The organism is Halobellus rarus (assembly GCF_024494595.1).
In the GTDB taxonomy this organism is placed as follows: Archaea; Halobacteriota; Halobacteria; order Halobacteriales; family Haloferacaceae; genus Haloquadratum; species Haloquadratum rarum.
The window spans coordinates 211,117-237,147 of sequence record NZ_JANHDI010000007.1 but is presented as its reverse complement, the minus strand read 5'-3'; the positions used below and the strand labels follow the sequence as shown (position 1 = coordinate 237,147).

The window sequence follows — 26,031 nt, the reverse complement described above, 5'->3', positions numbered from 1 at the left end:
ACACCACGTGTCAGGTCCTACAGCTCCCGAGTCAGCCGAACAGCCTCGACGACGGTCAGTATCGACGCGACGAGCAGGGCCGTCGACGTCGCGAGGACGAACGCGAGGACCAGAAACCACCCCTCGGGACCCAACACGGGGTACTCGCGCGTCCCCGCGAACGGCCCGAACAGTTCGAACACGCGGGCCAGGTAGGCGAGAATCGCCAGGGCGATTCCCACGGCGACGCCGATGGCCGCGTTCCGCGGGACCGACAGCGCGCCCACCAGCCCAGATTGCGGCGGCCGATCGGGGACCTCTTCGCTCATACACGCTCGTTTCGGTGGAGTCGGCAAAGCGTCGTCGGTCGCGAGCGATCGTTCACCTGGGGACCGGAGAACGGTGGATAGACGACGGCGAGCGGCGGAGACCGAACCCCTAAAGGTCGACCCCTCCGAGTGTCGGACAATGACGACACTCGGCACGGCGAGTGCGGCCCCCGGCGAGATCGACACGGGCCGTCTGGCGGTGGGCGAATCCCGCGACGGGACGGAGGTGGGACTCCCCTGTGCGGTCGTGAACGGCGCCGCCGACGGGAAGACGCTCTACCTGCAGGCGGCCTCGGACGGCGACGAACTGAACGGCGTCGGCGTCGTCAGCCGCGTCGTTCCCCAGCTCGATCCCGCGAAGCTCTCGGGCACGGTCCTCGTCGTCGGCGTGGTCAACTACCACGCGTTTCAGGTCGCAGAGCACCGGAACCCGATCGACGACACGAAGATGAACCGCGCGTACCCCGGCGACGAAAAAGGGACCTCCTCGGAGCGCATCGCCGCGTCGACGTTCGATGCGGCGACGCGAGCGGACCTGATCCTGGACCTCCACCAGGGCTCGACGTCGCGGATGATCGACGAGGTACGGGTCCGCTGCGGCCGCCGACACCGAATGCACGGGGAGTGTCTCGAACTCGCGAAGACGTTCGGCTGCGGCTACGTCCTGGATCAGAAGGGCCCCGAAGGACAGTTGGCCCGCGCCGGGCCGGACGAGGGGATCCCGACGATCGACCCCGAGCTCGGCGGCTGCGTCGGCTGGGACGAGAAGAGCATCCGGGCGGGCGTCGAGGGCGTGTTCAACGTCCTCCGCGAGTACGGTTTCCTCGACGGCGACGCCACCACGTCGCGGCAGACGCGCGCGAAGGGATTCGATCAGTACGGCTCCCCGAGCGGCGGACTCGTGCGGTTCGAAGTCGACCTGGGTGATCGGGTCTCCGCCGGCGACCCCCTCTTCGAGGTGACCGACGTCTTCGGCGAACTGAAGGCCCGCGTGACCGCCAACAGCGACGGCGTCTTCTGGCGGACGCGTCGCCTCCCGCAGGTCGCGACCGGCGAGTACGTCTGCTCGGTCGGCACCAACGTCGACACGTACTGATCGATCACCGGAACACGAACGATGCCACTCACACCCGCGCTGGAACTCGCCTGTTCGGCCTGCGAGAAGACGTACGACGAGTGGACCTGGCGGTGCGACTGCGGCGCGCCGCTGGATTTCGCGTCGTCGCCGGTCGAGAAGGACGGGTTCCCGGCGGCACTACCGGCCTCCTGGGCCGACACCCGCGCCGGGCTGTGGTCCTTCCGCGACTTCCTCCCGGTCGCCCCGCACGTCACCCTCGGCGAGGGGCTGACGCCGCTCGTCGACGCGCCCGACCGGGACGCGTCGTTCAAACTGGAGTACGTGTTCCCGACGGGATCGTTCAAGGACCGCGGCGCGGCGGTGACGCTCTCTGTCGCCGCCGAACTCGGCGTCGACCGCGTCGTCGAGGACTCCTCGGGCAACGCGGGCGCGGCCATCGCGACCTACGCGGCCCGCGCCGGCATCGACGCGGAGATATACGTCCCCACCTCGGTCAAGCCCGGGAAGCGCCGCGCGATCGAGCGGACGGGCGCGACGGTCGTACCGATCGAAGGGAGCCGCGAGGACGTCACGGCCGCCTGCGTCGCCGCCGTCGAGCAACGCTCGACAAGCCCTCGCGCGGAAGTTCGCGAGGGTCCCGTCGAATCGGGAGCGGCGTGGTACGCCTCCCACGCCTGGAACCCGGCCTTCTTCTCGGGGACGGCGACGTTCGCCTACGAGGTCTGCGCCCAGCGCGACTGGACCGCGCCGGACGCGGTCGTGACGCCGCTCGGTCACGGCACGCTCTTTCTCGGCGCGTACCGGGGATTCCATGACCTCTACGACGCCGGTTGGATCGAGTCGATGCCGCGGCTCCTCGGCGCGCAGGCCGCCGGCTACGCGCCGATCGCGGCGGAACTGCACGGCGAAGCGACGGCCGCCGGATCCAACGACGTCGCCGACGGGATCCAGATCCGCGAACCGGTCCGGAAGGCGCAGATCCTGGCCGCGATCGACGCCACCGACGGCGACGCGATCGCCCTCTCTGCCGACCAGGTCGACCGCGAACTCGACGCGCTGCACCGCGAGGGATTCTACGTCGAGCCGACCTGCGCGGTCGCGCCCGCGGCGCTCGACGTGTACCGCGAGCGCGGCGTCGTCGGTCGCGACGACGACGTCGTCGTTCCGCTCACCGGAAGCGGGCTGAAAACGTAGGCGTTCGGAGTGTTTCGGGGCAGCGAGAGTAGTCCAGAACTCTCGTCACGGTGTTTATTTTCACGGCCTCGCGACCGAATCGGCCGTGAGAACCTGCGCGCGTATTGACCGTTAGGATTTCTACAAGCTCAGAGAGGAGTTCTGATAGCCGTGCAAGATACACAGCGCATAGTCAGTAGGCTTCTCTCGGCGAGAACTGAGAGGACGCCCTCGTTGAAACACTCAGTAACTGATCGGACCGTCACACCGCGTACAGCGGGTGCAGGGTCAGACCGGCATCGCCTACAACCGGAATCTGCGGTGGTGAGGCCCCTGAGAGTGCTGGTGTCCGGTTATGAAAACTGTAGTTATCTGCTGTCGGAGCGCGCCGTTAGACCGATTCGTTCAGGAGTTCACCGATGTGCTCGTCGATCACTTCGAGGTCCTCGTCAAACACCCCGAACATGGTGAAGTGCCCCCACAAACTCGGGATCGGCCGCAACTCGCTGTCTGGGATCATCGCCTGCTCGTACTCGCAGTCACGGACGGGGAAGAACATATCCTCCTCGAAGGGTATGACGTACACTTTCGCTTTCACCCGCCCGAGCGCCGCTTCGAGATCACCATCAGTATTGCGACTCACGTCGCCGTGCTGCCACTTCGTCGCCATCGTGAGCAGGTTGTTCGGATCCATCGGCAGGAACCAGTCCTCCCAGAAGTTCGCCATAAAGTCATCCACCGACTGAAAACCTGCCTGATCCCAAGCCTGCTCGGACTGGTGATAGAACTGGGTACTCAGCCCCATAACTGACCAGATGAGAGCGTGCCGGCGCAGTCCCGTGAGGACGGCGTGAGGGTCCGTGTAGAACCCGTCGTTCCAGGCGGGATCTGACTGGATCATCTCTTTGTGCGCCTCGATAAACAGCTGGTCGTGTGGCGTCACCTTAGCCGTCCCGGCAATCGGGGCAGCCCGCTTGACCATATCCGGATATCGGACAATCCATTCGTAGGTCTGCTGTGCCCCCATCGACCACCCGAGGACGAGCTGGAGTTCGTCGATTCCGAACTCCTCCGTGACAAGTTCGTGCTGGGCGCGGATGTCGTCCTCGATCATCACCTCGGGGAAATAGCCCATCCCACCGTCCTGCGGGGGTGTGTTGTGCGGTGAAGAAGAGAGGCCGTTGCCGAGCTGATTCGGCAGAATGACGAAATACTCGGTCGGGTCGATCGCCATGTCCTCACCGATAAACCGCTCCATATCCCGGTGGGTCCCGGAATACATGTGCGGGAAGAGGATGACGTTATCTTTCTCGTCGTTTAGGTCACCGAACGTCTGATAGGCGAGTTTCGCGTCTCGGAGTGTTTGCCCGCGTGCGAGTTCGAAATCACCGAGATCGTATAGCTCGTAGTCGCCGTGTTCGTCTTGGGTGTAATACTCGTTCTCGAGGTATCGGTCTTCTAGGGACATACTTCATAATAATTGAGGGAAGATGATAAAATAGTAATGTTAGTTCTCACGCTGCGGTAAGACGAAAAACCAGGCGACCCCACACTAGGACGGTTTCACGATTCCCAGGAGGCTTTCCATCACAGGCTCGTTGCTGGGAATCCGCCGGAAAATTCAATCGGGTGACAGATACTGTCCTGGATACATCCTCGATATTCAGCAGCTTGTTTCTGACAGATCCTGAGTAGGTGACGGCTCGATGAGATATGGCATTCGTCTGTACTGAGCGAGCCGGTTCCACCGTGTACATTCCCTCCCGAGTTGGATTTTTTTCTCCGCAGACGGGCGAATTCCTCATATCTCTTCACTCACTTTCTTCAGAATCACTCTCGGGGTAACGAAATCGGGTGTAAAATAGACGAGAGGCGGGGCGCGTCTCGGTCACGGTACGCAACCTGTCACGCTGACGGAGACGAGAGCCGTGTCCTCAGAGCGTCGTCGTCGGCACTGCACCGAGTAGCCGGTGGTCAATCCGGCTGTTCGCTGTCATCCACCAGGGACGAGATGATGAGTCGCTTGATCCCACGTCGAAGGAGACCGCTGGCTGCAGGCTGAGAGATATCCAGATCAGCGGCGACTTCGCTGAGAGTGGCGTTCCGTGGTTCCTCGAAATACCCCGTTTCGAACGCGACGAGGAGTGCTTCTCGTTGGCTATCGGTCAACCCAGCGTCCGTATTACCTAAACTATCGTATTCGTTAACGCGCAGTAACTCGATGTCGATGTCATTCTGTTGTGCATACTCCCAAAGGTGGACCAGATCCGTTCGCTCGGGCGCCCATATTGTCAGGATCCACGCGCTCCCGTCGTTTTTCATATCGAGGATGACACCATTCGCAGCCGAGATCACTGGCGAGAGGAGTTTCGCTTCGTCCGTATACTCGAAACTGTAGATCGCCTCCTTGTCTCTGGTCTCGATGACTCGTTCGAAGTCACCAACGGTACTATCGTCCCGTAGTCCGTCTTCGAACTGGTCGAAATCAGCCGATTCGATACGATAGAAGAACTTTCCCGACGTCGGGTCAGTTCCCGCCTCCGACACCGACGTGACTCTCGAACTTCGGTCGTGAGTAACCGTCCCTGTAAGAACGATGTCTGGATGTTTGGCTCGAACGACCGCTTTGATATCGGTCATCGTTCTGTAGGTAGTAGTTGTAGTGTACAAAACCGTCTCTAAAGGAGTAGGATCTCCCCTCGCTACCGCTGTAATCCGCCGAGTTCGTCAGATTCGTCGCCGGAGAAACGACTCTCAGTCGCCCATATCGTCTCTGGCGTGAATCTTGGCCTGTTCGCGAGCGCTGGGGTTGACTGACTCTTTGAACGGGACCTTCGCCAGCGTCGCATAGACGGGTTCGCCGGGCACCTCGGCGTACTCGTCCGGGAGGTGTACCTCGAACTCCAGATCGATGTCCGCATCGTATATCGAGTCGTCGAGCGGAACGTCGGTCGCGGCCTGCAGTTTCTCCGCTGGCACGAATCCGAGGCCGAGGTTGGCCTCGAGATCCGGGTTCCACCCCGCCGACGTCAGGTAGCCGCATTCCTCGCCCGTCTCCGGGTCCGAGATGAGCCAGTAGTCCGAAGCCCATTCCATAACCGGTTCGCCAGCCATCTTCAGACCGACCAGCTTGTGCGTGAACGGGAACTCGCCGTTTTCGATCGCTTCCTTCTGGCGTTCCAGTTCGGCTTTGCCGACGTAGTCCGCGTCCTTGTCGTCGGGGACCTGGTAACCGAGATTGACCTGGAACGGCGACGTCTCGTGGTCCATGTCCTGCCCCAACGACAGGATTCCGGCGGCGATCCGTCGCCGACCGTTTACTGGCGCCGCGGCACCGCCGTGGTCTTTGACCGTTTCGAGTACCGGGTTCCACACCGCTTCGGCGTTCGTGGTCGCCTCACGGACGTATATCTCGAATCCCGCCTCTCCGGAGAAGCCCGTTTGGCTCACCAACACCGGGACGTCGTTGATCGTCGCTTCCAACAGTCCGTAGTACGGGACGTCTTCGACCGCGTCATCGATGAGCGACTCGATCACGTCGGGCGATTTCGGGCCCTGAACCTGCATCGGCGAGACGTCGATCTCGTCGATGTCGACCTCGAAGTCGTTGCCGACCGTGACCCCTTGCAACCACTGCAGCAGGTCGGCGTCGGCGATAGAGAACCAGAACTCGTCCTCGTCGGGTCGCAACAGGACGAAGTCGTTGAGAATGCCGCCGTCGTAGTTACAGCAGATGGCGTACTTGCCACGCATCGGCTCGATGTCGGTCGCGTCCCGCGTGATGACGTAGTCGACGAACGCCTCGGCGTCGGGCCCCTCGACGCGGATCTGGCGCTCGACCGCGACGTCCCACAGCGCGACGTCGTTGACCAGCAGGTCGTACTCGGCTTTCGACCCTCCGTCTTCGGGGTCGATGAACGCCCGCGGGTGATACATGTGGTTGTACACCGTCGCCTCGTGACAGCCTTCCTCGACGGAGAGGTGCCAGAACGGGGACTTGCGGACCCGGTTCGAGATCACGAGGTCGACGTCCGCGTCGCCTGTTTGACGGAGGTTTCTGGGTACGGTACGGTCCGATTGGTCGACACTGGGGTAGTTCGGCTGGTGTTGATCTCCCGCCATAGGAGATCTATTTCCGTGGTCCAACGCCGTGGTTGAACAGCGTCGCCCAGATACGCTCGAGCCGGTTGGCTATGAACGACGGGCTGGCACCGGCGGGGAGGTAGAACTCCGGTTCGGTCGCGCTGTCTCGGTCGTCGATGTGGATCCTCTGTGGCATACAGGTGAATAGAAGACCCGTAACCGTATTGTTCTGTAGCTTAAGCGTATAACCCACTTATACCGGATCGAGGGGATTGCGTGTTTCCCGACCCCGCCGCGCGTTACTCGGTGGAGGCATACCCACGTGTGACGCCGCGAACCGGCTTCGCTGTGCTCGTCTGCGGCGCACCCCAGCGCGCGCCGTACGACCAGCGGGAGGGCAACGCCGTCTCGCGCTGACAAAAGCTGGACCCAGAGCCTTCGAGCGATCGGCTCTTGGCCTCGACTCCGGCGAGTGAACCGGCGTCTTTGCGAGCGGGAGCGAGCAACGGCTCGGGGGACGACCGAATGGAGTCACCCGGCGACCAGCCGGGCTCTTCGACCCACTCGGTCGCCGGAGGCGGGTCTCTCGATTCCCGCTCCGGGTTTGGCAAGCCTCCGTTGGCACCCTCGGGCGGTGGAAAGACGACTTACCGACGGCCCATCTGCTCGTCCCAGTCGATCCACTCCTGTTCCCACCCGGTCTTCGCGAAGTACCCGGGCTCGCTCGCCCGCTGGGCCTCCTCGCGCTCCGTCCGGTTCCGCGCTGGCGCGCTGCCCTGTTCGCCGTCGACGAGCAGCGGCTTGAACGCCACCGGACCGCACCGGTCGACGACCTCGCCGGCGTCGTCGACGACGGCGAGCGACTGCTCGGGGCCGCCGAGCGGGAGGACGAGTTTGCCGCCGGGAGCGAGTTGCTCGACCAGTCGCTTCGGGGGATCGATCGCGGCCGCCTCGACCAAGATCCGATCGAAGGGCGCGTACTCGGGGAGGCCGCGCGCCCCGTCGCGGGCGTCGACGAGAACGCCGCCGTAGCCGGCTGATTCGAGGTTCGACCGCGCGGCGTAGACGAGCCGCCGGTCGATATCGACCGCGTGAACGCGCGTCTCTCCGACGAGTTCCGCCAGGACGGCCGCCGTGTAGCCGACGCCCGCGCCGACGACCAGGACGTCGCCGGTCGAGTCGGCGTCGACAGCCGCGCCGTCCGCTCTCGCCGCGCGGTCCGTTTCCCCCGCACCGTCCGCTCCGACCGACGTCTCGACGTTTCGCGCGTCGACGTCGAGCGCCGTCAGGAGGCGGGCGACCATCTCGGGGGCGAGGACCGTGGTTCCGTCAGCCTCGCCCCGGCCGTCGTACGGCGCGTCGTCGACGAAGGTCCGACGGGGGACCGTCCGCATCGCGAGCGCGACGGCGTCGTCGATCGACAGCCGCTCCTCCAGGCCGTCGACCATATCTCCGCGCAGATCCCCGGGTTCCATACGTTGCGCTCGGGCGCGCGTCCTAATCAACTGCACGCTCCGGGCGTCGAGTGGGACGATACCCCATCCGAGAGTCGTTCCAGTCGCTTCTCACCCCCGGATCCGAACGAACCGGACGCCGCCGTGGTCGCTCCGCTCGAAGGTGCCGTCGTCGCGCTTCTCGAACACCACGAGCTCCTGACGGACGCCACCGACTGGCACGACGATTCGCCCGCCGGGTCGGAGCTGATCTCGGAGGTCGTCGGGCACCGACGGGACCGCGCACGTGACGTACTCGCCGTCGAACGGGGCGCGCTCCGGCCAGCCCTCCCGCCCGTCGCCGACCCGGATCGAGATCCGGTCGTCGTACCCGAGCCGCGCGAGGTGATCGCGGGCGTCCGACGCGAGGTCGGCATCGTACTCGACGGAGTACAGATGCCCGTCGGGGAGGAGTTCGGCCGTCACCGCCGCGTGGTAGCCACACCCGGTCCCGACCTCCAGGACCACGTCGTCAGGCTCTGGGTCGAGCAGTTCGCACATCAGCGCGACCATATGCGGGGCGCTCACGGTCTGGTCGTTCCCGATCGAGAGCGGGCAGTCGTCGTAGGCGCGGTCGCGGCTCCCCTCGGGAACGAACTCGTGACGCGGCACTGCGCGGAGCGCGTCGGCGACGCGGTCGCTCTCGACGTAGCCACGGCGGCGCAGTCGCTCGACGAGCGCTCGCCGCCCCTCCGTGTGGTCCTCGGTCACACGGTTGGGTACACGCTCCAGCGAGTCGAATCTTTCCCCGCTGCGGGGGATGCTATGCGCCCTATTCTCGTATCAGGGGCCGAGCGCCCGCTCGACGGCACTCGTGAGGTCAACGACGGTGAGGACCACTCCCGCAGCGACGACGAGTGCGACGGCGACGAGGAAACCGACGAACCCGACGACGTCGAACGTCCACGACGGGAAGACGAGCCCGGAGACGGCGACCGGCGCTGCGAGCGCGCCGGCGGCTACGAGGAGGGCGCAGGCGGCACTTCGTGTCACGTCGGCGTCGAGTTCTCTCGGTTCCGACGTAAGTGTATCGCTGGGAACAGGAAGGAGACGCGGTAGCAGACGGTACCCGGGGCGGAAGATACGGTTACCAGGCCGACCAGGCCGAGGTGGTCTGATCGGTCCCGTAGAGGCGCTTGACGTCTTTCGCGTACACCATATCGCCGTCGTGGTCGAACTTCCCGTGGCGGTACTCCGGGGCGTCGTCGCGCACCTGGATCGCCTTGACTTCGAACTCCTCGTCTCCGAAGGTCTCGGTCTCGCCGACGACGAACTCGTGGTCGCCCGGAAGTTGCAGGTCGAAACTCCGCGTGTGCTCGCGATCGCCCGTACCCTCCTTCGGGTTGACGGTCACCTTCACCGTCACGTTGTCGACGGCGCGGGTCCAGACCGTGTCGACGTCCTCGATCGTCGCCTCCTCGGTCCGCTGCTCGGGGCCGGTCTCGATACCCGTGATCCGGACGAGCATGATCGCCTCCTCGCTGTCGACGATGAACTCGTCGCCGACGGCGACCGTCTCCTCGGGCGGCGCGTCGACGGTCGTCGAGAACGACTCACCGTCCTGCGAGACGACGACGTCGCGTTCGATTTCCGTCTCCGCTTCGACCTGGACCTTGTGGACGTGGCCGCACTCCGTACACCGGACGGTGTGGCGGCCGCCGCCCTCCTTCAGTACCTCGTGGACCGTCGATTCGGCGGGCGAACAGGAGGGACATTCGACCGCGATGCGGTCCTGTGGCGTGCTCATACGGCCTCGTAACCCGTCTGGCCCTAAAAGTCCGCCCTTCCGCCCGTCCGCGTGGCAGACGCTGGCGCGCGGCGTCGCCGTTACGGCGGCAGCACGGCGGAGACGGGTTCGGGCATCGCGGGGACGACGCCAGCACCGCAGACGGCACGGAGCCGACCCGCTCGCTCAGTTCCTACGGATCTCGTAGGCGGTGTCGCGCTCGTCGTCGTTGAGGATGCCGTCCAGGACCGTGAACTCGAACCCAGAGGCGATCTCCTCCTCGTAGAGCAGTTCGCCGGTCCCCGCGTCGAACGCCGAGAGGTCGCCCCGCTCGCTCGCGACCCAGACGACGCCCCCGTCGACGATCGGCGGGTGTTCGACGACGCCGGCGACCCGGCTCTCCCACAGTTCGTCGCCCGTCTCCCGGTCGTAACCGAGGACGTAGCCGCTCTCGGTGCCGACGTAGACGCCGTCCTCGCCGACGCCTGCGCCCGTGTTCACCGACCGTCCCGTGTCGACCGCCCACCGCTCGTCGCCGGCGGGGAGGGTCAGCGCGCGGACCGTCTCGCCGGGGACGAAGAGCGTCTCGCCGTCGGCGACGATTCCGCTGAAGCCGACCGACACTCCCCGTTCGTCGAGCAGTTCCTGCGTCGAGCGCCGGTATATCGACAGCCCGAACGTCTGTTGGACGAACAGTCGGTCCCCGCGGGCGACGATCCCGTTGATGAACCCCTCCGAAAGCTGTATCCGCCACCGTTCGTCACCGCTCTCGGCGTCGACCCCGCGGACGATCGGCTCCTGTTCGTCGCCGCTGCCGCTGCTCTGGCTCGCGTAGATAACGGTCCCGTCGATCGCCGTCACCGCTCGGACGCCGTCGTGGAGGCCGTCGCCGGGTTCCTCGAACATCCAGCGTTCCTCGCCGCTTTCGGGATCGAGGGCGTACACCCTCGCGCCGGTGTCGACCTCGTCTGTGGCGTCCGCACCGACGTACACGCCCGTGTCGTCGGCGTGCAGCGCGTTCCGATACGTTGGACTGATCGAGGCGAAGTATCCGTCCGCGATTCCCGCCTCGAAGGCGGTCGTCCCGTCCGGGCGCGTTCGCCGGATGCTGTCGAACCGCGCCCGGAAGAAAAAGTCGCCGTCGGCGGTCGTCACCGCACTGGCGGATCCCGACCAGGCCGGAACGAGTTCGATTTCGGAGGCAGGTCCCGACGTCGTGGGCTCTCCAGCGTCGTCGGTCGACGTCGACTCCGCCGAATCGGCCGTCCCCGACGGCCCCTGTTCGTTCGTCTCCGTCTGCGCCGCCCCGTCGGTCAGTCGGAGACACCCCGAAGTCGCAGCGCTCCCGATGCCCGCGCAACCGACCAGTAGGCTGCGGCGGGACCACGTTCGTTCTCTCGCCATCTGTCCTTGTCTTGGTACGTCTTGACTTAAAGACCGGCCACCCGTGCATAGCACCACCGTGGGCCACAGCGCGGTGCGGCTCGTCGGAGATCGAGCGACTGCTTCGGATCGGAGAGGTGGCTTTATTACAGTCGCCTGACGCGATAGCGTATGAATCGCCGTCAGGTGCTGGCGACGCTCGGGGTGGGGATCGGTGGATCGAGCGGCTGTCTGCGACTCACTGGGTCCGGTGACGGGGCGACGTCGACGGCCGGAAACGGTGGATCCACGGCCGGGCGGTCGACGGGCACGAGCGGAGGGGGATCGGCCGGTGGGGCGGCCGACGAGGTGACGCTGACGGAGAACTGGAGTGCGGACCCGGGGATCGATTTCGCCTGGGTCGAAAACGGGCGGGTCTACTTCAACGATTACAACGGGGCGGCGTCGGCGAGTCACGGAGGCGGCATCAACTGGGAGGCCGAAGTGACCTACGAGGGATTCGAGGACAACTTCGGTGCCGACGCGTTCGCGATCGGCGACGATCACGTCACCTTCGGCTACAGACCCGATTCGGAGGTCGACGAGACGCTCGGCAGTCACTTTCACACGTTCGATACGAGCACGGGTGAGGAAGTGTGGAGCTTCGCCGCGCCCGACGACGGCAAACACAACTTCTCGACCGGTGCGACGAGAGTCGCCGACACCGTCGTCGTCACTGCGGGCAGTTTCGGCGCGCAGCGCGAACAGGAACCGCTCGTCGTCGGACTCGACGCCGAGAGCGGCGAGGTGCGGTGGCGGACCGACAAGTCGACGCTGCCGACCACGTTCGTCAACTTCGTCGGTTCGTACGCGGGCGAGGTGTACGTGGGGATGCAATCCGACGGGGTACAGGTGCTCGATCCCGAAACCGGATCGCTGACCGAGGTCCACGAGTCGTGGTCCGTCGCGAGAGGCTGGGGAAGAACCTGGGGACAGATACACGGAGACACGCTCTTCGCGGCCGATCGCGGGACCTCGGAGAACGAGACCGTGCTCCGGGCGTACCCGCTCGGAGCACAGGGCCGCGAGTGGTCGGAGACGTTCGATGGCAACGTGACGGTCGGCCCCGTCGTCGACAACTCGCTCGTCACCGCCGGGACGGAGGCTGGATCCGTGTACGCCTTCGACCGCTCGACCGGGGAGCGCCTGTGGGACGTAGGTATCGACGGGAGCGTCGGAGCGATCGATACGTCCGCGGCTCACGTGTGGGTCGGCGACGGGGAAACGGGACTCACTGCGTACGACCGGACCGACGGGACGCGAGTGCACCGGTCGACGAAGCCCCTGGGCGGTGACGACATCGCCGTCTCCGACGACGTGTTACTCCTCGGCGGGAGCGACGTCCACGCCTACTGGATCGAGTAGGCCGCTCCCGACCCACGGCCCCATCGCTCCTCTATCGCGGAAGCGCCACTCCCTCGCCGTCCTCGCGGTTTCACCGCTCGGCGTTCGGGAGGTCTACGACCTCCCCCGCTCACGGCTCCGCCGTTCGCTCATCGCGGAAGTTTCACTTCCGCGCCGTCCGCCCACACGGTCGGCTCCCGAATGATCCCGTCGAGGTGCAGCGGCGCGTCGGTGTCGCCGCCGATACCGGCGTCGTCGCCGATGGCGACGTGGACCGTCCCGGCCGCCTTCTCGTCGAGGAGGACGGAACCGACGAGGTCGGTCACGCCGACGTTGGTCCCGATCCCCAACTCCGCGAGGTTGTAGGCGTCGCGGCCGACTTCCCCGGCCGCCGTCTCGACCTGGCTTCGGATCTCGTCGTCGGAGATCTCCGTCACGTAGCCGTCCTCGACCTCGAATCGGAGTTCCTGCCCCTCGTCGAGCAGGCCGTGCGGCCGCATCGTGCCGTCGACGACGTAGGTGCCGTTCGCGTCCGTCGGCGAGACGAACACCTCGCCCGCGGGCAGGTTCGAGAAGTCCCCGGCGTCGTGGACGATACCGGTGTCGGTGTTCCACTCCCGATCGCCGGGCTCGAACGTGATGTCCGTCCCCGCGGGTGCGGTCACGCGGACCTCGTCGGCGTCCGCCACCTGCGCGAGCACGTCTCGGCAGTGCCCCGCGATGGCGTCGTAGTCGGCGTCGAGCCCCGTCAGGAACACGTCCTCGGTGATCCCGGGAAGCGTCGCGCCCCGAGCGCCCGCGTCGCAGGCGTTCCCGCGTGCGCGGGTGTGACTGATGCTCTTCGTCGTCGGCGCGAGGAACACGTCCGCCTCGGCCATCGCGGCGGCCACCGGTCCGGGCGGTTCCTCGCCGTGCTGGTCGCCCGGCGGGTACTGCAGGATCGTCGTCTCCTCGGCGACTGCGGAGGCGACCTCGTAGAGGGCTTCGCCGATCGGCCGTCGCTCGTCGTCGGTGACTATCACGCACGATTCGGCGGCACCGAGAGCCAGACACTGCTCGACCGCTGTCGTCGCGGCGGTCGCGAGTCCGTCGTTCGACATACCACCGTCTGGGTCCCCCGCGGAGTTAGACGTTCGGATCGTCCCCGTGCCGGACGGGGGGTCGCACCACCCGGAGCCGGTGAGAACGGGCAAGCGGACCCGTCGAGAGGCGAGAGCGAGCACGCTCGCGTCCGGAACTCGGATCCGGGGAAATCGTCCGCGTTACTCGACGGGGAGTTAATTTCTCTTCGATATGCTCCGAAATAACTATGCGTGTGCTCGCCGGATATTCGCGTAATGATACGAGTGGGTGTCAACGGCTACGGAACGATCGGGAAGCGTGTCGCCGATGCCGTCGCGGCCCAGCCGGACATGGAAGTCGCCGGCGTCGCCAAGACGCAGCCCAACTTCGAGGCCCACACCGCCGTCGAGCGCGGCTATTCGATGTACGCGGCGATCCCAGAACGAGCGCCGCTGTTCGGCGACGCCGGAATCGAGATCGCGGGCGTCGTCGACGAACTGGTCGCCGACGCCGACGTGATCGTCGACTGCACGCCGTCGGGGATCGGCGCGGAGAACCGATCGATGTACGCCTCTTACGACACCCCCGCGATCTTCCAGGGCGGCGAGGACGCCAGCGTCGCCCAAGTGAGTTTCAACGCGCGGGCGAACTACGACGACGCCCGCGGTGCCGACACCGTCCGCGTCGTCTCCTGTAACACGACGGGACTCTCGCGTCTCGTCGCGCCGCTCGAAGAGGAGTACGGCGTGGAGAAGGTCCGCGCGACGCTCGTCCGCCGCGGCGGCGACCCGAGCCAACACTCCCGCGGCCCGATCAACGACATCCTGCCGGACCCGATCGGGATCCCGTCGCACCACGGCCCCGACGTGCAAACCATCTTCCCCGACCTATCGATCGAGACGATGGGGCTGAAGGTGCCGGCGACGCTGATGCACGTCCACGCGCTCAACGTCACCCTCGGGTCCGACGTGACGGCCGCACACGTCCGCCAGTTGCTCGAAAGCCAGTCCCGCGTGTACGTCATCCCGGAGGGGATCGGCCTCGACGGAGCGGGGCGATTGAAGGACTTCGCGCTCGACGCGGGTCGCCCGCGCGGCGACCTCTGGGAGAACTGCGTGTGGGGCGAGTCGATCGCCGTGGAGGGCCGGGATCTGTATCTCTTCCAGGCGGTCCACCAGGAGTCCGACGTCGTCCCCGAGAACGTCGACGCCGTCCGTGCCGTGACAGACAGCGCCGACGCCGAAGAGAGCATCGAGCGCACGAACGAGACGCTCGGCATCGGTCTCGCGGGCGACCCCACCGGCTTCAACGACTCCGATCGGGTCGGTGCCGAGGCCGCGGACGACTGACCGATCCGGCTCACCAACACGGTCCCGATCGAGCGACCGAGGACGGCTCTCTGATTCCCCGGGTACTGACCCGGATTTATTACTTCCTACCTCGTGGGCGGACTCGTGACCGACGACGGCCAGTCCGCCGATCCCGGGTCGGCCCGATCGGACCGCGACAGTCGGGCGACGCGCGGATTCGAGGACGACCCCGCGGACGGCGAGTACGAGATCGACCCGTCGGACGAGGAGCTACAGCGCCTCCTCGAGGAGTTCGACGCGCTCGCGGAGACGGTCGACTCCCCGGAGGAGCGAGCGCGCGTCCGGAGGGCCCGGCGAGCCGCCGTCACCGCCGTAGCGGAGGCTCCCGTCTTCGGTCGTGTCATCCGCGGCTTCGACCGGAGCGACCTCGCGGAGGCGTTCCTGGGATCGTTTCTGTTCGGGGTTCCGATGTTCGTCGAGGGGGGAACGAACGAGGTTGGCGCGTTCCTCGCGCCCCGGCCGCTCGTTCTCGCCGGAACGCTCCTCGGCGGGATCGCGCTCGTCGTCTCGATCCTCTACGTCGCGGAGATACAGGACGTGCGCGTTCAGGACCCGTTCTTCGGCGTGATTCCCCGGCGGCTGGTCGGCGTTCTCGGCGTCTCGCTTCTCACCGCCGTCGTCGCCATGACCGCGTGGGGGCGCATCGACTGGACGGAGCCGACGCTGGCGTTCGCGACGGTCGCCGTCGCGTTCGTCCCGATGAGCGTCGGGGCGGCGCTCGGTGACATCCTGCCGGGGACCTGAGTCCGGGCCGGGCGTCGCCACGGGTCGAATGGGTGAGCCCGCAGAGAAGTCGAACGCTACGCCGTGAGCCCGAAGAACGTCAGGTCGCCGGCGTCGGTGTCGAGGATCGCGACGTGGTAGGCCTCGTCCGCGCCGGGAAACGGCAGTCCGCCGGGGTTGACGTGGACCGTCCCGTCCCGGACCTCGTGCCTCCGCTGGTGGGTGTGGCCGCGGACGACGTAGTCGTACGTCCCGGAGTCGACGAGCCCGTCGACGAGTCGTTCGCTCGATCCGTGGTAGACGGCGACGTCGACGTCGCCGTCGGCTCCCTCGAACGTCAAGTGAGCAGTCTCGCCGTGGTAGGTCCCGAACTCGTCGATGGTTTCCGCGAGCGCCCACTCGCCGTCGTTGTTGCCGCGGACGGCGTGGAAGTCGAAGTCGGCGTCGAAGACCGCCGCGGTGAACGGCGCGACGACGTCGCCGCAGTGGACGACGGTGTCGACGCCCTCCGTCTCGAAGGTGTCCACCGCGCTCCGCGCCAGACCGAGGTTGTCGTGGGTGTCCGAACAGAGTCCGACGAGCATTGTCACCGATTCCACGTGCTCCCGCTTCAGCGCTTCGGCGATGGAAACGGGGTGGTCGACGGTTTCGGACGGTCGGTCAGCCCTTTTTCGAGTGGTCAGTCAGGTCGGTTTCGGACGCCCGAGCCGGATTTACTCCCGCTTCAGCGCCTCGACGCCCGCCAGCGGCTGCCCGGTCAGCGCGCGGATGTACGCGCCGCCGGCGATCGAGACGTGCCCGAAGTCGGCCTCGTCCATCCCGTACATCTCGATGGCGCGGGAGGTGTCGCCGCCGCCGACGACCGAGAAGCAGTCGGTCTCGGCGATGGCTTCCAGCACCGTCACGGTGCCGACCGAGAAGCGCTCGTCCTCGAAGACGCCGAGCGCGCCCTTCACGAAGACCGCCTCGGAGTCGCGGACGACGTCGGCGTACCCCTCGGCCGTGTCGGTGCCGATATCGAGGAAGGAGACGTCCTTCTCCTCGATCTCGTCGACGTCGATCTCGGCGCGCTCGCCGGCCTCGTCCTCGTACGCGAGGTCCGTCGCGAGCGTGATCTGCTCGCCGCGCTCGGCGAGCATCTCCTCGACGGTCTCGTGGTTCGTCTCCCACTGGGAGTCGTAGAGGTCCGCGTCCGGATCGAGGTCGAAGCCGACCGGGTGGCCGGCGGCGCGGAGGAACAGTTCGCCCGCGATGCCGCCGAGCAGGAAGTCGTCGACCGTGTCTCCGAGGTTGTTCATCACGTCGATGACGTCGGTCGCCTTCGTGCCGCCGACGACCATCGTCACCCGCCCGTCGAACTCCTTGGCCGCGATGGCGGTGTTGGCCTCGTACTCGGTCTCCATCACGCGGCCGGCGTAGGCGGGGAGCACGAGCGGGAAGCCGACGAGCGAGGCGTGCGAGCGGTGCGCCGCGGAGTAGGCGTCGTCGACGTAGGCGTCGAAGCGCGGCGCGAGCGTCTGCACGAACTCCGTCTCGGCCTTGGTTTCGGGGTCCTCCTCGGGCAGTTCCTCGTCGCACATCCGGGTGTTCTCCAGGAGGAGGATCTCCCCCGCGCCGAGCGCGTCGATGGCGTCGAGTGCCTCCGTCCCGTACGTGTCCGCGACGAACCGAACGTCGCGGCCGACGTGTTCGGCGAGGATCTCGGCGTGGCCCGACAGCGAGACGAAGTCGTCGCGGCCGGGTCGTCCCTGGTGTGCCAGGAGAACGACGCGGTGTCCCGCCTCGGCGAGTTCGCGCACCGTCTTCGCGTGGCGCTCGAAGCGGCGGTTGTCCTGCGGCTCGCCGTCCTCGATCGGGGAGTTCAGATCGAGGCGGACCAGCACGCGCTGTTCAGGGGCGAGGTCGTCGAGCGTGTCGAACGCGGAGTCGGAAGTGGGAGTCGGTGTGGACATCGGTCTCTGTCTGGGAGTGTCGGGAGGAGATTACTTAGTCGTGGGCGAAGCCTGATTTCGTAGTCGTGGGCGAAGTCCGGTTCCGTTCGATCGCGCGGGGATCGACCGGCGCGGTGACCGAGCGGAAATCGACGTCCGCCGCTTCAGCCGTGGATGACGTAGTGGGCGACGTCGAGCATCCGGTTCGAGAAGCCGTACTCGTTGTCGTACCACGTCAGGATCTTGTAGAGGCCGCCCTCGTTGACCTGGTTCGTCGACTGCAGATCGACCGTCGAGGAGAACGGCAGTCCCAGGATGTCCGTGGAGACGACCTCGTCGTCGGTGTAGCCGAGGACGCCCGCCAGCGGGCCGGAATCGGCGGCGTCGCGGAAGGCGTCGTTGATCTCCTCGGTCGAGGGTGTCGCATCGAGCGAGACGACCAGTTCCGTGACCGAGCCGTTCGGGACGGGCACGCGGATCGCCATCCCGTCGAGTTTGCCCTCGAGTTGCGGGAGGATCTCGGTCGTCGCCGCGGCGGCCCCCGTCGAGGTTGGAACGATGTTCTCCGCGGCGGCGCGGCCGCGGCGCGTCTTCGCCATCGGCCCGTCGACGAGGTTCTGGCTGCCGGTGTAGGCGTGAACCGTCGTCAGGAGGCCGCTCTCGATGCCGAACTCGTCGTCGAGGACCTGTGCGACCGGGCTGACGGAGTTCGTCGTACAGGAGGCGTTCGAGACGACGTCCTCGCCGCCGTACTCGTCGTGGTTGACGCCGTAGACGATCTGTTTGACGGGCTCTTCGCCCTTCGGGGGCGCGGAGATGACAACCTTGTCCGCGCCCGCTTCGAGGTGTGCGGAGGCGTCCTCCTTCGTGCGGAAGATGCCGGTGCACTCCAGGGCGACGTCGACGTCGAGGTCGTCCCACGGGAGGTTCGTGGGGTCCTGGACGTTGTACAGCGGGACCGACGTGTCGCCGGCGACGAGGCTGTCGCCCTCGCGGGAGACGTCGTCGGCGCGACCCATCACGGTGTCGTACTTCGCGAGGTACGCCATGTCCTCGAAGTCCATCACGTCGTTGATGCCGACGAGTTCGACCCTCGGGTGCTCCCGTACCGCCCGGAAGACGTTGCGACCGATTCGACCGAAACCGTTCAGGCCGACCCGAACGGTCTCGGAGTCGTCGACGGCTGCACCGGTGCTCAGATTCGATCGTTCACTCATAACTGAGTACACTTCGCCCTCATACTTGAATCCCGGTGTCATCCAATTCGGGAGAGAAAAGAAACAATCCGGCGGGTATGGAACCTCTTTCACCGTTGTAGTCTCTTCGGGCCCGGGGTTTCCGTCTCAGAGAGAACGGAGGCTTCGATCACAAGAAAACAGGATCGAGCAGGTTACAGCAAGCACTAGGAGAAAGGCAAACAGAATCGATCACGCTCGATCGGTCTCGGAGTACCGCTCGTCGGAACCGGGTCTATGCGACGAAACAGTCGCTCGCACCGAGGGATGAGCCAGGAAAAAACGACTCCAGTATCGAGTCGGGAGAGTCGACCGGTCGGGTGAACGCTACTAGATTCCGCCGGGGGGAGAAGGCTTTTCATCGGAACCGACCTAGAGGGCGACGATGAGAGACGACCGCGACGACCCGTTCGACGACTTCTTCGACGGAATCGAACGGATGATGGACGAAATGACCGGCAGCGACGCCACCGGGTTCGCCTCCGAGACGCACGTCGACGTCTACGACGAGGGCGAGGAACTCCGACTCGTCGCCGACCTCCCGGGCGTCACGAAGGACGCCGTCGAACTCAAGTGCGACGGCGAAGTCCTCACGATTTCGGCCGCCGGCGACCGTCGCGAGTACGACGAGCGGATCCGGCTCCCCGCCCGCGTCGACGAACACAGCGCCAGCGCGTCGTTCAACAACGGCATCCTCCAGGTGACGCTCCAGAAGGTCGACGACTCCGCGTCGATCGACCTCGACTAGGCCGCGGACGTCGACCAGGTCGCCCCGACGGTCAGTTCTCCGAAAACGTCAGCGGTGCGGCATCCGCCTGCGGTCTCACTGTCCGATTCTCAGCGGCGAGTCTACGCGTTCTCCTCAGTCTCCGGTCTCTCCTCGACCGGCGTTCGTCTCCGGGACTGCCGTCACGACGAGGTGGAGCGTCGGCTACGGAAGCGAATCGATCCGAAAAAGTGTCGGTCGGGGGTCGCGAGGCGACGTACCGTCGGACTGGCCTCAGGAGACCAGCAGCTTCTCGCCCTTCTCGACGTCGATGCGGCACGGCGGCGACATCTTGTTGTACGCGCGGCGGAGCGCGTCCTTCGCGACGTCGGCGTCCTCGGGCTGACAGTAGACGGTGAAGACCCGTTCGCCGTTCTGGACGCGCGCGGCGGTGCCGACGGGCTTGCCGAACGCCTGCCGCATTCCGTCGGAGACGCGGTCCGCACCGGCACCGGTCGCCTGCTTGTTCTCCCGGAGGATCTGGTGGGGGAACTTCCGGAGGACCATCTTGTAGTTCTCCTGGCCGACCTGCTTGAGCATCACGCGGTTCGCCGACAGGCGCGCGGATTCGAGCGAGCCGTGACGGACCTGACACTCTTCCTCGAGGCGGAGGCTGATCTGGACCGGGTAGTCCTGCGGACCGGTCTGGAGGTTGCCCATATTGTGCTGTGCGATCTTCGAGCCGGGAATTCCCGTGACGTAGTCGCGCCGCGTGTAGGACGGCTTCGACAGTTCCCGGTACATGGAAGCGGGTTTGTCGGACATAGTTACTTGTGCGGAACAACGCCTATTCGACCTAAAAGCGCTTCGAACTGTTCGCCGGAGGACCGCGGTGGTCGCACGGGCGGGGCGGACGGTCGAAAATATATCCGTCTCCGCGACGTCTGTGGACTCGTGATACTCGTCCTCGAAAACGAGGTGGACACCGAGGCACGCTACTTCGTTCCCGAGATCCGTCGGCACCTCGAAGCCGCGGGCGCGAGCGTGAGCGTGTATCCGTACGCCGACGCCGGCGGCCGTCCCGACGCGCTCGCAGGCGCGGACGGCGTCGTCCTCTCGGGGAGCACCGCGGGCGTCTACGAGACGGATTCGTACCCGTGGATGGACGAGTTACGCTCGCTGGTACGGGAACTCGTCGACGAGGGCGTCCCGACGCTCGGCGTCTGTTTCGGCCACCAGATCGTCAACGACGCGCTGGGCGGGCGCGTCGAGCACCGCGGCCTCCGGAAGGGGATCGAGACTGTCCGGTTCGCCGAGGACCCGCTCTTCGACTCGGTCGGGTCCCGCGTTCCGATGGTCCACGGCGACTTCGTGACGGAACTCGGCGACGGGATGGAACGCATCGCCGCGGCCGACTACTACGAGAACCTCGGCAGTCGGCACCGCGACGCGCCGCTGTGGAGCGTCCAGTACCACCCGGAGTTCACCGACGCGCTCCTGCCGCAGATCGAGGCGGACTTCGGTTGGCCGACCGGGGGTTCGGATCGCGATTTCGACGGCGTCTCCGTCGAGCGGACGCTCGCGAACTTCGTTCGACTGGCGATCGAGTGAACGGACGACGCCGAGCGCGCCGGCGACGCTCTCACTCAGGGGCGGCCGACTCGGGCGGGTCGACAGGCACGAACTCCAGGTCCAGTTCGTCGAGCAGCGCCGCCGCCCGGTCGGTGACCGAGGGCGCGACGAGCAGCCCGCGGACGCCCTCCTCTGGGAACTCCTCGTCGACGGCCTCGACGTACCGGCGGAGCTGGCTCGCCGCGGAGGGACCGACGCGTCGTCGCTTCAGTTCCACGACGACCGGCCGCCCCGCGTCGTCCTCGCCGAACACGTCGACCGGGCCGGCCGCCGTCTCTCGCTCGGTCGCCGTCGGGACGAAGCCCGGTTCGACGAGGTCGGGGTCGTCGAGGATCCGCTGTCGCAGGTCCTCCTCGCTCCCGGTCAGCCGCAGGTCGCTCCGGTCGCGCACCTCGTAGGCGGTCGCCTGTTCGATCCGCTCGAAGTCGACGTCTAACCGCTCGTCCGGCGAGGACCGTTCGCTGCGGATCCGGAGCCGACCGTCCCGAACGCTCGCGCGGTGGACGCACCCCGGCGGCTGCCAGTTCACCGGCTGGCGGTTCTCGTCGGTGTGGACGAGGACCGTCCCGTCGGGCTTGCAGACGACGAGCCTGTCGCCCGGCCCGAGGCTCGAAGCCGCCCGTCCGTCGTACTCGACGCTGCACCGACCGAAGACGGTCACCATCCGGCCGTCGCCGAACGCGGATTCGAGCAGGCCCAGCGCGTCGCGGTGGGTCGGACGGTGGAGCGTCGTCACGGACATCGGTCTCGTCGATCGGTTGGCGCTCGTCGGGTAAAAGTCGCGCGTCACCGCCGGGCGAGCGGGACCGCGGAGCACGGGAGTCGCCGTCACCGACGCGCCCGGTGCCAGAGCGCGCGAGCGCCGACGCCCGCCGCCGCGCCGAGAGCGTTCAGCGCGGCGTCGGCGCCGCTGGCGGTTCGCGCCGCCAGCGGGGCCTGGAGGAGTTCGACGCCGAGGCCGACCGCGGCAGCGACACCGACGGCGGCGAGGGTGGATCGGCGGATGGCGACGGTCTCGGCTCGGACGGCGGCAGTCCCGAAGCCCGCGACAGCGGTTTCGGAGTCGGTGGCGGCGGTTTCGTCTCTTCCGTTCCGGCCCGGTGCGGCCCCACCGTTCCGGCCCGGTTCGGCCCCACCGTCCCGACTGGACTCGGTTCCGAGAGCGACGCCGTCGACGACGAGCCACGCGAGTACGCCGTAGGCGACGAGGTGAGACAGCGCGAAGACGCCGATACTGAACGGCGCAGTCGCCCCGCCACCCGCCGACGCGCTCGGCGAGGGGTCGACGAGATCGAACACGGCCGCCGGGTCGACCGCCGACGCGAGGACGACGAGGGTGATCCACCCGACCGCGACGCGGCGTGCCCGATATCGGGACCACGGGGTACCGGAGGACGTGCGACGCTCCCGTCCCATCACCGAAGTTCGCTCAGCATCCCGTCGAGCATCGCCGCACCGGACTTGAGCAGCGACGGCTTCGTGAGCGTGTCGACCTCCTCGCGCGTGAGTTTGAAATCGAAGAGTTCGAGGTTCTCGCGCAGGTGGTCCTCGGAGGTCGACTTGGGGATGACGACGACGCCGCGGTGCTGGGTCGCCCACCGGAGCGCGACCTGGGCGGGCGTCCGATCGTACTTCTCGGCGAGCCGCTGTACGTCGTCGTCGTCGAGGACCTTCCCGCGGGCCAGCGGGCTGTAGGCGGTGAGAAGCATCCCTTCGGACTGACAGTAGCCGAGCATCCCGCGCTGGGGCTTGTAGGGGTGAAACTGCACCTGGTTCGTGACCAGTGGCGTCTCCGCGGCCGACCGGGCGCGATCTAAGAACACCTCCGGGAAGTTGCTGACGCCGGCGTTGTACACCAGTCCCATCTCCACGAGCCGATCCATCGCCGCCATCGTCTCCGAGACAGACACGAGCGGGTTCGGCCAGTGGAGCAACAGGAGATCCACGTAGGCGGTGTCGAGTCGATCGAGGCTCTCCTTCGTCGATTCGAGGGCGTCGTCGTAGCCGGCGTTGCGCGGGGAGAGCTTCGTCGTCAGGAACACGTCCTCGCGGTCGACGTCGGCGTCGGCGATGGCCCGACCGACCTCCGCCTCGTTCTCGTACAACTGCGCGGTGTCGACGTGTCGGTACCCGAGTTCCAGCGCCGTCGAGACCGTCTCGTAACACGATTCGCCCGTGAGTTGCCAGGTCCCGAGCCCCACCTTCGGGACCCGCGCCCCGTACGCCTCGGCGTACTCCATCTCGACGTCGGCCTCGTCCATATTCACCCTGCGTGCTCCGTCGATGAGAACGTGTCGGCGGACGCAACTATCGAACGCACACCGGCGACGCAGACACACGTCTGCAACGCCGGCGCCGGACGCCGCCGCCGCTCGGGGCGTGATGAAATGAGAATAGTTCAGAGAACTGCCGCAACCGAACCGGACCCGTCTGCCCGCTCGCCCGCCAGCCTCCGACCGCTACCGTGAGTCGTGTTGACTCCCTGTTTACAGGCGCTCGAGGTTCGTCGCACGCGGACCCTTGTCCGCCTGCTCGATGTCGAACTCGACTTCCTGACCCTCTTCGAGGTCCGGGCCGCCGATGTCTTCCATGTGGAAGAAGACGTCCTCGTCCGCGTCGTCAGTGGAAATGAAGCCGTAACCGCCCGTGTCGTTGAAGAAGTCAACCTTACCGTTTGCCATTGCAACTATACCGAGAGCCCCGCGGTGTATAACTGTTGTGCGATGCGTGATACCACGGATAGTGATCAGCGGGACGAACGGACCCGTGACGTCACCGTCCGAACAGCCGTTCGAGCAGCGAGCGGTCGGAGGGCCGCTCCGCCAGCAGCACCGAACAGTCGACGTCGTTGACGACGTCGTAGTGCAGTGAATCGGTCAGCAGCCGGGAGAGCAGTCCGCGCTCGGTAGCCCCGAGGATCAACAGACTGTGTCCGGCTGCCTCGCGCTCGATGACCGTCTCGACGTCGCCCGCTTCGACGAGCAGTTCGGCACCGGTGAGCTCGTGATCCAGCGCCCAGGTCTCGAGGAACCGCTCGCCCTCTTCGACGTCCGACTCGGAGTCGACGACGTGGAGCAGCGACACCGCCGACCCGACGGCCGACTGAAGCATACTGACCACCTCGGCACTCAGGTCCGAATCCGGGCCGCCGTAGGTCGGCAGCAGGATGTTGGAGGGGTCGAAGCCGCGGTCTTTGACGATCAGGAAGTCACACGGTAACTGATTCGTGAGTTCCTCGAGCGGTCGTTCCGCGCGGGCGTCGCTCCACAGTCGGTTCTCCTCCCAACCCATCAGGACGAGATCGGGATCCGTCCGGCGAGCGGCGTTGAACACCTCCTCGAACGAGCGGTTTGTGACGACCATCGACGTCTCGAAGCCGACGTCGTAGCCCGATGCCGTCGCGCGAATCGGTTTCATCAGCCGCTCCGATTCGCCGGAGATGCGCTGTCGCTGCCGAGAGCTCGGTTCGGCCGGCCGGTGGCCCGGAGTCTGGATCACGTGCACCGCGTGGACGGTCGCCGCCTCCTTCGCGCTCGCGAGCGTGCAGGCCAAGTCGACGAGCCCCGACTCCGTCCGCGGGTTCGCGATCGGGACCATAATTCGGAAGTCGCCGTCCCGCGAGAGCGATCGCTCCGAGGGGTCCAACATCGGAACGTACGAGCGGCCGGCGAGGCGGCCGAACAGCCACTCCCGCGGCGTCAGGCGACGCTCGATCCCCTCGAACCGGGCGGACTCGAGGCGGTCCTCGCTCGTCTGGAAGTAGTTCACCAGCGTGACGAGCGCGACCCCACCGATGGTGTTTCCGAGGAGGACCGGGAGGACGAAATCGATCAGGCCGGCCGCGAACGCTAGCTCGCCGTGCAACACGAGGTACCAGGCCTCGGAGAACGCGACGACCGAGTGGAACAGGCCCCCGACCGGGATCGAGAGGAACGCCAGGTAGGTGACCACGATCCGAGAGATCGTGTCGCGAGAGCTGAACCCGACCCAGACCACGCCGGCGACGATGAGGCCCGCGAAGACGGCCTTCGAGAACAGCGCCCACCAGCCGACCTCGAACGCGCCGTGGCGGGCGAGGTAGAGCGCCTCCTCGGCGGCCGCGGGGTCGAACACGCCGCCCCACGCGAGCACGAGCGTTCCGATCGCGCCGCCGAGGAAGTTCCCGGACAGAACGATCGTCCAGTGGCGCAACAGCGCCGGGAGGCTCGCGATCCGCTCTAGGGTCAGCGCGACCGGCGGCAGCGTGTTCTCGGTGTACAGCTGATACCCACCGATGATGATGTAGATGAACCCCAGCGGGTACAGGAGCGCGCCGACGATCTTGTTGTCCGTCGTCGCCGAGACCGAGGCGTAGAGGAGGAACGTGATGCTGATCGCGAAGCCCGCGGCGATGCCGCTGAAGAACAGTTCGCGGCCGGAGGAGGTGACCTCCTCGTCGGCGGCGGCGACGATTCGCTGGAAGACCTCGTCCGCCGAGAACCGGTCGCGGACGGCTTCGCCGACCGCCGGCGCGCCCATCCGAGAGCGCTCGACGGCGTCCCGGACCGATTCGTCCAGGTCCGTTCGATCCGGGAACTCGTCGACGTCCATCCGGTCCGGGGGTATCTTCTCGTCGTCGCGGTCCGAGTCGTCCATCGTGTAACGGCACCGAACCGGGGTGACTTTATAGTAGTGTTTGTCCGGATCGCCTTCGGAGGATCGGGAGGGGCTCGCAGGCCGACGGTCCTCGAAAGCGGCCGGGCGAA

General features: G+C 66.5%; 27 protein-coding genes. 7 read left to right on the top strand and 20 right to left on the bottom strand.

The genetic code is table 11. The annotated features are described in order from the left end of the window. Positions 1 to 17: 17 nt before the first annotated feature. Positions 18 to 308: a DUF7536 family protein gene (locus tag NO876_RS09390; RefSeq protein WP_256421420.1), complete on the bottom strand. Its 291-nt coding sequence runs from the start codon at positions 306 to 308 to the stop codon at positions 18 to 20. 139 nt (positions 309 to 447) lie between these two features. Between NO876_RS09390 and NO876_RS09385 the strand changes: the two genes are divergently transcribed. Continuing rightward, positions 448 to 1,404 (top strand): succinylglutamate desuccinylase/aspartoacylase family protein, encoded by a 957-nt coding sequence (locus tag NO876_RS09385; protein WP_256421419.1) that lies wholly within the window; start codon positions 448 to 450, stop codon positions 1,402 to 1,404. A gap of 21 nt (positions 1,405 to 1,425) precedes the next feature. Continuing rightward, on the top strand, positions 1,426 to 2,580 hold the full coding sequence (locus tag NO876_RS09380; protein ID WP_256421418.1) for a pyridoxal-phosphate dependent enzyme: 1,155 nt from the start codon (positions 1,426 to 1,428) through the stop codon (positions 2,578 to 2,580). Between the two features lie 370 nt (positions 2,581 to 2,950). Here the strand turns inward: NO876_RS09380 and NO876_RS09375 are convergent, their stop codons facing one another. The 9 genes from NO876_RS09375 to NO876_RS09335 all read right to left on the bottom strand — a co-directional run bounded on the left by NO876_RS09375 (position 2,951) and on the right by NO876_RS09335 (position 11,265). Continuing rightward, the gene (locus NO876_RS09375; protein ID WP_256421417.1) at positions 2,951 to 4,027 is read right to left on the bottom strand and encodes an alpha/beta fold hydrolase; all 1,077 of its coding nucleotides are present in this window, start codon (positions 4,025 to 4,027) and stop codon (positions 2,951 to 2,953) included. A gap of 506 nt (positions 4,028 to 4,533) precedes the next feature. Beyond that, positions 4,534 to 5,199, bottom strand: coding sequence for a helix-turn-helix domain-containing protein (locus NO876_RS09370; RefSeq protein WP_305882902.1), 666 nt, complete (start codon positions 5,197 to 5,199; stop codon positions 4,534 to 4,536). Positions 5,200 to 5,313: 114 nt separating this feature from the next. Beyond that, complete coding sequence (locus NO876_RS09365) at positions 5,314 to 6,681, bottom strand: glycine cleavage T C-terminal barrel domain-containing protein (RefSeq protein ID WP_256421415.1); 1,368 nt, start codon at positions 6,679 to 6,681, stop codon at positions 5,314 to 5,316. A 7-nt stretch (positions 6,682 to 6,688) separates the two neighbouring features. After that, on the bottom strand, positions 6,689 to 6,838 hold the full coding sequence (locus NO876_RS09360) for a hypothetical protein (protein WP_256421414.1): 150 nt from the start codon (positions 6,836 to 6,838) through the stop codon (positions 6,689 to 6,691). A gap of 451 nt (positions 6,839 to 7,289) precedes the next feature. Further along, a complete protein-coding gene (locus NO876_RS09355) occupies positions 7,290 to 8,117 on the bottom strand; it encodes a protein-L-isoaspartate O-methyltransferase family protein (RefSeq protein WP_256421413.1) in 828 nt (275 codons plus the stop codon). Between the two features lie 90 nt (positions 8,118 to 8,207). Then, positions 8,208 to 8,846, bottom strand: a complete 639-nt coding sequence (locus NO876_RS09350) for a protein-L-isoaspartate(D-aspartate) O-methyltransferase (RefSeq protein ID WP_256421412.1) — start codon at positions 8,844 to 8,846, stop codon at positions 8,208 to 8,210. 72 nt (positions 8,847 to 8,918) lie between these two features. Continuing rightward, positions 8,919 to 9,128, bottom strand: coding sequence for a hypothetical protein (locus NO876_RS09345; RefSeq protein ID WP_256421411.1), 210 nt, complete (start codon positions 9,126 to 9,128; stop codon positions 8,919 to 8,921). A 94-nt stretch (positions 9,129 to 9,222) separates the two neighbouring features. Further along, a complete protein-coding gene (locus NO876_RS09340) occupies positions 9,223 to 9,882 on the bottom strand; it encodes an HVO_0476 family zinc finger protein (protein WP_256421410.1) in 660 nt (219 codons plus the stop codon). Positions 9,883 to 10,047: 165 nt separating this feature from the next. Further along, positions 10,048 to 11,265, bottom strand: a complete 1,218-nt coding sequence (locus NO876_RS09335) for an outer membrane protein assembly factor BamB family protein (protein ID WP_256421409.1) — start codon at positions 11,263 to 11,265, stop codon at positions 10,048 to 10,050. A gap of 150 nt (positions 11,266 to 11,415) precedes the next feature. Between NO876_RS09335 and NO876_RS09330 the strand changes: the two genes are divergently transcribed. Continuing rightward, positions 11,416 to 12,648 carry an outer membrane protein assembly factor BamB family protein gene (locus NO876_RS09330; RefSeq protein WP_256421408.1) on the top strand — a complete coding sequence of 411 codons (1,233 nt, stop codon included), beginning with the start codon at positions 11,416 to 11,418 and terminating at the stop codon, positions 12,646 to 12,648. A gap of 128 nt (positions 12,649 to 12,776) precedes the next feature. On the opposite strand, the gene NO876_RS09325 is transcribed toward NO876_RS09330, so the two are convergent. Next, positions 12,777 to 13,727 (bottom strand): aminopeptidase, encoded by a 951-nt coding sequence (locus NO876_RS09325; RefSeq protein ID WP_256421407.1) that lies wholly within the window; start codon positions 13,725 to 13,727, stop codon positions 12,777 to 12,779. Between the two features lie 237 nt (positions 13,728 to 13,964). Here NO876_RS09325 and NO876_RS09320 point away from each other — a divergent pair, with 237 nt between their 5' ends. Continuing rightward, a complete protein-coding gene (locus tag NO876_RS09320; RefSeq protein ID WP_256421406.1) occupies positions 13,965 to 15,038 on the top strand; it encodes a type II glyceraldehyde-3-phosphate dehydrogenase in 1,074 nt (357 codons plus the stop codon). A gap of 210 nt (positions 15,039 to 15,248) precedes the next feature. Then, positions 15,249 to 15,803, top strand: coding sequence for a DUF2391 domain-containing protein (locus NO876_RS09315; RefSeq protein WP_390276787.1), 555 nt, complete (start codon positions 15,249 to 15,251; stop codon positions 15,801 to 15,803). 56 nt (positions 15,804 to 15,859) lie between these two features. Here NO876_RS09315 and NO876_RS09310 read toward each other — a convergent pair whose 3' ends face one another. The 3 genes from NO876_RS09310 to gap all read right to left on the bottom strand — a co-directional run bounded on the left by NO876_RS09310 (position 15,860) and on the right by gap (position 18,930). Then, the gene (locus NO876_RS09310; RefSeq protein WP_256421404.1) at positions 15,860 to 16,366 is read right to left on the bottom strand and encodes a metallophosphoesterase family protein; all 507 of its coding nucleotides are present in this window, start codon (positions 16,364 to 16,366) and stop codon (positions 15,860 to 15,862) included. Positions 16,367 to 16,495: 129 nt separating this feature from the next. After that, on the bottom strand, positions 16,496 to 17,734 hold the full coding sequence (locus NO876_RS09305) for a phosphoglycerate kinase (protein ID WP_256421403.1): 1,239 nt from the start codon (positions 17,732 to 17,734) through the stop codon (positions 16,496 to 16,498). A gap of 143 nt (positions 17,735 to 17,877) precedes the next feature. After that, positions 17,878 to 18,930 carry a type I glyceraldehyde-3-phosphate dehydrogenase gene (gap, locus tag NO876_RS09300; protein ID WP_256421402.1) on the bottom strand — a complete coding sequence of 351 codons (1,053 nt, stop codon included), beginning with the start codon at positions 18,928 to 18,930 and terminating at the stop codon, positions 17,878 to 17,880. A 403-nt stretch (positions 18,931 to 19,333) separates the two neighbouring features. Here gap and NO876_RS09295 point away from each other — a divergent pair, with 403 nt between their 5' ends. Continuing rightward, complete coding sequence (locus tag NO876_RS09295) at positions 19,334 to 19,696, top strand: Hsp20/alpha crystallin family protein (RefSeq protein ID WP_256421401.1); 363 nt, start codon at positions 19,334 to 19,336, stop codon at positions 19,694 to 19,696. Positions 19,697 to 19,948: 252 nt separating this feature from the next. Here the strand turns inward: NO876_RS09295 and NO876_RS09290 are convergent, their stop codons facing one another. Further along, a complete protein-coding gene (locus NO876_RS09290; RefSeq protein WP_256421400.1) occupies positions 19,949 to 20,479 on the bottom strand; it encodes a 50S ribosomal protein L16 in 531 nt (176 codons plus the stop codon). Positions 20,480 to 20,608: 129 nt separating this feature from the next. On the opposite strand from NO876_RS09290, the gene NO876_RS09285 reads away from it, so the two are divergent. Further along, positions 20,609 to 21,265 carry a type 1 glutamine amidotransferase gene (locus NO876_RS09285; protein WP_256421399.1) on the top strand — a complete coding sequence of 219 codons (657 nt, stop codon included), beginning with the start codon at positions 20,609 to 20,611 and terminating at the stop codon, positions 21,263 to 21,265. A 31-nt stretch (positions 21,266 to 21,296) separates the two neighbouring features. Here the strand turns inward: NO876_RS09285 and nucS are convergent, their stop codons facing one another. From nucS to NO876_RS09260, 5 genes are all read right to left on the bottom strand, one after another. Beyond that, the gene (nucS, locus tag NO876_RS09280; protein WP_256421398.1) at positions 21,297 to 22,028 is read right to left on the bottom strand and encodes an endonuclease NucS; all 732 of its coding nucleotides are present in this window, start codon (positions 22,026 to 22,028) and stop codon (positions 21,297 to 21,299) included. 86 nt (positions 22,029 to 22,114) lie between these two features. Next, on the bottom strand, positions 22,115 to 22,702 hold the full coding sequence (locus NO876_RS09275; RefSeq protein ID WP_256421397.1) for a hypothetical protein: 588 nt from the start codon (positions 22,700 to 22,702) through the stop codon (positions 22,115 to 22,117). After that, the gene (locus NO876_RS09270; RefSeq protein ID WP_345780744.1) at positions 22,702 to 23,526 is read right to left on the bottom strand and encodes an aldo/keto reductase; all 825 of its coding nucleotides are present in this window, start codon (positions 23,524 to 23,526) and stop codon (positions 22,702 to 22,704) included. Before NO876_RS09270 ends, NO876_RS09275 begins: the two co-directional genes overlap by 1 nt. 246 nt (positions 23,527 to 23,772) lie before the next feature. Further along, positions 23,773 to 23,967, bottom strand: coding sequence for a cold-shock protein (locus NO876_RS09265; protein WP_049986547.1), 195 nt, complete (start codon positions 23,965 to 23,967; stop codon positions 23,773 to 23,775). 91 nt (positions 23,968 to 24,058) lie between these two features. Continuing rightward, positions 24,059 to 25,921 (bottom strand): formate/nitrite transporter family protein, encoded by a 1,863-nt coding sequence (locus tag NO876_RS09260; protein ID WP_256421395.1) that lies wholly within the window; start codon positions 25,919 to 25,921, stop codon positions 24,059 to 24,061. Between the last annotated feature and the right edge of the window lie 110 nt (positions 25,922 to 26,031).